The organism is Maribacter sp., assembly GCF_049667165.1.
Lineage (GTDB): Bacteria > Bacteroidota > Bacteroidia > Flavobacteriales > Flavobacteriaceae > Maribacter_A.
Genome location: NZ_JBATHS010000031.1, coordinates 1 through 6,396, shown reverse-complemented (window position 1 = coordinate 6,396; position 6,396 = coordinate 1). Strand labels below are relative to the sequence as shown.

5 protein-coding genes are annotated in these 6,396 nt (G+C 40.7%); 2 read left to right on the top strand and 3 right to left on the bottom strand.

What is annotated here, in order from left to right; all coding sequences use genetic code 11:
- Positions 1 to 302: DUF4382 domain-containing protein (locus WBM98_RS01520; RefSeq protein WP_424364253.1), on the bottom strand; the 302-nt coding region annotated here is incomplete at its 3' end.
- Between the two features lie 344 nt (positions 303 to 646).
- Here WBM98_RS01520 and WBM98_RS01515 point away from each other — a divergent pair.
- Together WBM98_RS01515 and WBM98_RS01510 are read left to right on the top strand one after the other, a co-directional pair.
- Positions 647 to 1,048, top strand: a complete 402-nt coding sequence (locus tag WBM98_RS01515; RefSeq protein ID WP_424364252.1) for a heavy metal-binding domain-containing protein — start codon at positions 647 to 649, stop codon at positions 1,046 to 1,048.
- 201 nt (positions 1,049 to 1,249) lie between these two features.
- The gene (locus WBM98_RS01510; RefSeq protein WP_424364251.1) at positions 1,250 to 1,759 is read left to right on the top strand and encodes a hypothetical protein; all 510 of its coding nucleotides are present in this window, start codon (positions 1,250 to 1,252) and stop codon (positions 1,757 to 1,759) included.
- A gap of 125 nt (positions 1,760 to 1,884) precedes the next feature.
- On the opposite strand, the gene WBM98_RS01505 is transcribed toward WBM98_RS01510, so the two are convergent.
- Together WBM98_RS01505 and WBM98_RS01500 are read right to left on the bottom strand one after the other, a co-directional pair.
- Entirely contained in the window at positions 1,885 to 5,166 is a 3,282-nt protein-coding gene (locus tag WBM98_RS01505) for a glycosyl hydrolase (protein WP_424364250.1), read from the bottom strand.
- Positions 5,167 to 5,405: 239 nt separating this feature from the next.
- A complete protein-coding gene (locus WBM98_RS01500; protein WP_424364249.1) occupies positions 5,406 to 6,026 on the bottom strand; it encodes a YqaA family protein in 621 nt (206 codons plus the stop codon).
- Positions 6,027 to 6,396 lie beyond the last annotated feature (370 nt).

Below are 6,396 nucleotides of genomic sequence, written 5' to 3'. Positions count from 1 at the left end.
CCGTTCGTAAGTTCTAAAAGGTTTACCTGTATTTCTTCTTCCATCAACACTATGAAAGGGCTACCTTCCCCTTCCTCCATAGCAGTACCTTCCATGTCGGACTCAAGTACATCTTTTTTATAACGGGCTTCAATTTTAAAAATAGTCACGTTGGCCTCGGCCACTAGGTCGTGTGGAAAAGGTGCATCCGTTAATTGAACGACAAGTTTCCCCGTTTGATCACCTGAATCATTTTCATCGGAACAACTAAAGACAAGTGCCAAAGCAGTAAATAACACTACAAATAAGGATTTGGTTTTCATTATTTTTAATTTAACTATTAGTATTAACTAGGTATCTGACCTTTTAAAAGTAAAGGTATTGTTTGTTAACATTTCAAAATGACCAAACCCTACCTATACATCGTTTTTTTATTGCATTTTCGATGAACTGCACTTTTTTCGGAAATCTGGTTACTTCTTTTGACCCTAATCGGTTTGCAGAAATTTAGTTAGCAAGGCAGTCTGAATAGCGGATGCCCAACTGAAGTGCTTGGTGCATTATGGATTGCTTTAAGTAGTTTCCTGCTACCCTTATTGCCTTTTAATTCCAATGCCGTTTTTTAAACATTCAAAATAAATGATACTTTTGGAAAAAAATTTTAAATATGAAATCCAGAGTTATCTTTTTGCCCCTCTTCCTTATTTCTTTTTCATTCTTCTTTTTGACTTCCTGCAAAGACAAAACTACGGAGAACAAGCCCGATCCCCACACCGAACTGCATGCATCGGCCGCATATCAATGCCCGATGGACTGTGAGGATGGAAAAACCTATGAAGAAGCCGGCAGTTGCCCAGTCTGTAAAATGGATTTAAAAGCTGTTGGTGAGTCAAACATGAAGCGCTGCGCAATGCACGAAGGTGGTGAATGTAGCTGTGAAGGTGATGCCTGTAAATGTGCAAATTGTAAGCAACATGCCAATGCTAAGGCCTGTGCCATGCACGAAGGTGGTGAATGTAGCTGCGAGGGAGATGCGTGTAAATGTGAAAATTGCCCCGTACACACCTAACTGAAATCATTCAAGTTAATTTAAAATAAAACACCCCTGTAAACAGGGGTGTTTTTTATTTAACTTCGTGGGAAGATCTTAATGAATTCGTGTAAAAATCAGCTCATATATCGGTTTTTTTAATGTAAGGCTATATCGTTAATTAATTTATAATATGTTGTTCAACCGTATTTTGAATGGGATAATTCAATACTTTTAAATATGCGATATGCTTTGGTTTTTATATTCATTATTGTTTTTCCATTGACTATTACAGCACAAGAGTTTATTGAAAAACCGCCTGTACATACTGATTTTGAAACAAGTACCGGGTTGTCAGTTTATGGCGCACGGTATCCTGTAGGTGTAAATGGTGAAGTATCAAAGAATTTTTATATAAACTATCAGGTTTCAAGGAGATTACATCTACAGTTGCAACATTTCTATGATAAATTTGGGACGCACGAGCGGACAAATTCATCATTTTTGTTGAAATACCATATGAACAGGAAATTATATCTTTTTGCTGGACCCGAAATCGAATATGATATCAATCAAGTGACGGGGGAAGCAGAAATTATACGAACGAACCTCAATGTTGGCATGGGCTATAAGGTAAATCCCAATGTATTGATAGAACTAGGATATCATCGAAATATGAGTGAACCACAGAAAGAATATTATTCCATTCGAAATGTACAAAATGCATTTTCCTTAAGGGCGCGATTCTAACCATTGTAATGGAGTTACATTTTGTTATGCAGCATATGATCTTTAATTAACATAGTTCAATAAATAAAGAATGGCCCATTTGGGCCATTCTTTATTTTAGATATGGGATTTCATCCGCAATCGCCTTACTCTTTGTTGTCATAGCCACGGCCCGGTGTATAAGGGGCCCCTGACTTGATCAACTGTTCCTCGAGCTGTTTAATGTCACTATTGAACAAGGTTTCCACCTTTTTCTTAAGCACATCGATCTCCGCCCTGGCAATGGCATAATTGTCCTTATGCGTTTTTGTCGGTGCCGAGGTAGAATATTTTTGCTCGTAGCCCATAATTCCAATTCTGGTTGACGCGGTTTGTGGTTGGCTTATATCCAACTCATATTTCACGGGATCCCCATAGAGGGCTACATCCACTTCCTTGAACTTGTTTTCAATATCCAAAACCGATTTGGCTAGCGTCCCATAGGGTTGTTCGGAACGTTTTATAGCCGCCTTGATGTATTTTAGCTTATTCTTGCTTTCCTTGATAATATTCTCACATACCTGTAAGTCGGCCTGTAATCGGGATACATCACGTTGAAAAGCGACTTTGGCATTTCGGTCCTCTGCGGGTAAGGTGGTATTCTCCAAAGCGTTTACATTGAATTCCACCGCATTGGCCAAATCTGTCAAGACCCCGTTCTCAGCCAATTGCATGGTTACGGTATAGGTCCCAGGGGCGACCAGGGTGCCCTCATCTTTGCCGGCAAAGGGATTATAAAAGCTGGGTGTATTTAAATCTACAGGATCTTGTGGTGTAAATCGCAAATCCCAATGAAATCGTTGCACGCCTTTGGCGGGTTTTTTGAATTCCTTTTTGACAACGAGTCCATCCGCATTTTTTATGGTAAATAGAAGTTGGGCCTCTTCCTCGTCCTTTTCCGCTTTCAGGGCTTCATAACTGGGATAATAGGCATCTTTTTTATCCTTGATCAACTCTTCTTCCCTTTTGGTCCTCTTTTCCTTTAAGGTTTTATAATCTTCCTGATAATAGTAGGTGATCATTGCCTCGGGTCCCAAATTGGTGGCGCTATAGAAATTATCCCCTTGAAAGGCCTTTCCGGGCAATCCCAGTGGACTGCTTTGCTCCCATAGTAAAGCATCGCGTACGGGATAAATAAGGGCTGTTTGTGTAGGGGCCGCATTCTCGATGGTCCTTAGGGACGAATAATCATCCATGACGTAAAAGCCCCTACCAAAGGTGGCTAATACCAAATCATTTTCCCGTTCTTGAATGGCCATATCACGAACCGCTATCGTAGGCAAGCCCTCTGAAAGTTTCTTCCACCGTTGCCCTTTGTTGGGGGAAAAGAATACCCCGAATTCAGTACCACAAAAAATCAGGTCCCTATCGATCGGGTCTTCTTCTATAGCATAGACACTTCCTCTATCCGGAAGGTTGGCAGCAATACTGCTCCATGTATTTCCCTTATCAGTTGATGTGAAGATATAGGGTTTGAAATCGCCATATTTATGATGGTTATAGGCGGCATAGAGCACATTGGCATCATGCCTTGAACAGTATACATTATTCACATAGGATTGCTTTGGTGCTCCTGTAATAGCACTTATCTTTCTCCATGTATTGCCGCCATCCTCGGTAATCTGAATCAAACCATCATCGGTGCCCACAACGATAAGATTTTCATCGATGGGTGATTCCGATAGGGCCACGATACTGCCATAAAGGGAGGTAGACCCATTTTTTGCTACGGCATCGATACTTACCACACGGTCATAGACTTTCAATTTATTGCGGTTGATCTGCTGGGTAAGATCATCGCTGATGACCTTCCAACTATTACCATAATCATCAGAACGGAAAAGTTTGTTCGCGGCAAAATACAGCCGGCCTGGGGCATGCCTACTTACGGCCAACGGGGCATCCCAATTGAAACGATAGGCTGCCTCACCCTTTCGCTCTCGGGGCTGGATTCCAATTTTTTCCCCACTCTTTTTATCATATCGGACCAAAAAACCATATTGCGATTGGGCATAAACGATATCAGGATTATTCGGATCGACCTGGGATTCAAAACCATCGCCCCCATTGGTGATGAACCAATCACTGTTCGTAATACCGTGGTTGGTAAGTACCCTTGATGGACCGCCAAGACTGAAATTATCCTGGGTTCCCCCATACACATTGTAAAAGGGAGCATCGTTATCCAAGGCCACTTTATAGAATTGTGTAACTGGAAGGTTCTCTTTGAAATCCCACGTTTTGGCAGCATCGAATGTTTCATAAATACCCCCATCGCATCCTACCAACCAATGTTCGTTGTTGTTCGGATCGATCCACATGGAATGGTTGTCAACATGTTTATAATCTTCCCCAACATTTTTGAAGGTCTTCCCCCCATCATGGCTAACGGACATCCAAGTATCCATGGAATATAAGGTGTTTTCATCTAAGGGATCGGCAATGATTTCTTGATAGTAGTTGCCACTGGTGGTGTGGTCGCCCCGCTTTTCCCAACTTGCCCCTCGATCTGTGGTGGCATACACGCCCCCTTTACCATCGGCAGCTTCGACGATAGCATAAATGATCTCTGGGTTGGCTGGGGAAATGGCCAATCCTATTCTACCCAATTCCACGGTTGGAAGCCCGTTATTGATTTCCATCCATGTGGTTCCCCCATCGGTACTTTTGTGCATTCCAGATCCTGGACCACCCCCAACATATGTATAGACGTGCCTTCGGCGCTGCAAGGTCGATGCATATAAGACGTCAGGATTTCTAGGATCCATGACAATGTCGTTTACGCCCGTATGTTCGTCCACGGTAAGCACCGCTTCCCAGGTAGTACCCCCATCCATAGACTTGTAGACGCCCCGTTCACCACCCTTGCTCCAAAGCGGTCCGATCGCTGCTACATAAACGATATCCGGATTGTCAGGATGAACTATGATCTTTCCAATATGTTCGGATGTTTTCAAGCCCATATTTTTCCAGCTTTTACCGCCATCCGTTGATTTGTAGACCCCATCGCCATAGGCCACGGAGCGCTGGTTATTATTTTCTCCGGTACCTATCCAGATGACTTTCGGATTCGTAGGATCCATAGTGACACAACCTATGGAATAAGATCCTTCCTTATCGAACAAAGGAGTATAGGAAACCCCAGAATTTTCAGTCTTCCATACCCCACCCGCGGACGTGGCTACATAATATTCGAACGGATTATTGGGATTTACCGCTATATCGGAAATTCGACCGGAGGTTATGGCTGGGCCAATATTTCTCCACGTAAGTCCACTGATCGTCATCTCATCGAGCGGTTCCTTAGTTTCTTTTTTTGATTTTTGGGAATGACCCAGTTGAAGGCCTAAACATAAAATGGATAGGGTAATTAAAATTGATTTTGACATGTCAGAATGTATTTGTTATAGGAATTTGCCCATCGAAATAAGGCGAATCAAAGATATGAAAGTTATTCTTTTTGAAATCGAATTTTTAACCTTAATGTCGTATTTAAATACTAGTCTTCTATTAGCAGCTAGGAGTGGAATTGAATCATCAAGAAGATAAATTGTGCCTGGTCAAAGTTCCTTTTGCCTGTGATATCACCCTCCTTTAGTTCTATAAAACCGCCGTTACCAAGGTACTTTTAAAAGACGTTGAATATGACCAACGCATACAAATAGAAACGTACAAATCGCAATAATCCGAACAAGAGATAATTTCTGAATCTATAATGTATCAATCCTGCCGCAATACTGGTCATCGAAAATGGAATTGGCAATAAGGCACCAACCACTATTAGAAACCCACCCCATTTACGGATCATCTTTATATGTTTTTGCATTTTTACCTCAATATATGCATATACCGAAGGCATTTTTGAAATTGCCTTACCAGCAAAAAAGGAAAAAATACCTCCTAAATAGGATAACAAGGCAAGTATGGATAAATAGAAAATGGGCGTTTCCGTTTTATCGGCCCATGCGATAAAAATTTCAGGGGGAATTAATCCCAATACGGATTCAGAGGCAAAAAAAATGGTTAATATGATGAAGGGATCATAGGTAGTTGTAATCGATGTGAATAAATCATTAAAATCAATAACCAGAATATGAACAAGCCATAATACAATCATAAACAATGCAATCGGAATGATCAATTTTCCCAAACTGGATTTCACAAAAGTGTAAAAACCAGTATAGGAATAATATTGGTGTAGTAATCGTATCCTAGACTTTTTAATCCTGATTTTAGAGCTTGAATCCATAGCAGTTATGTTCTAAATTACACTGAAAAAGTGCAAAGATAACACTAATCGCAAAATGGCAATTGTTATCCTATTTTCCATAATAATATATACGCAAGACCTTATAACCCCTACACCCTTCCCTTTCAAGATTAAAAGCACGACCTTCATAGTCATTACACAGTTGAAATTTCATCGCCATTGAAATCATGTGATAGACTTGAAAATATAAGGCCTTAGCAGGGCAAATTATAAACCGTAATTGCAAAATACTGAAGAAAAAATATTCGGTTTATTCTAATGGTATAGTAAATGTCCAAGATTCGTTATCTATATTGATTGACACTACCAAGATCACTTTGCCTACCAAAATTATAATACTGATATAAAT

Coding starts and splice junctions, on each gene's coding strand:
- WBM98_RS01500 (WP_424364249.1), bottom strand. CDS start 6,026: ATGGATTCAAGCTCTAAAATCAGGATTAAAAAGTCTAGGATACGATTA.
- WBM98_RS01505 (WP_424364250.1), bottom strand. CDS start 5,166: ATGTCAAAATCAATTTTAATTACCCTATCCATTTTATGTTTAGGCCTT.
- WBM98_RS01510 (WP_424364251.1), top strand. CDS start 1,250: ATGCGATATGCTTTGGTTTTTATATTCATTATTGTTTTTCCATTGACT.
- WBM98_RS01515 (WP_424364252.1), top strand. CDS start 647: ATGAAATCCAGAGTTATCTTTTTGCCCCTCTTCCTTATTTCTTTTTCA.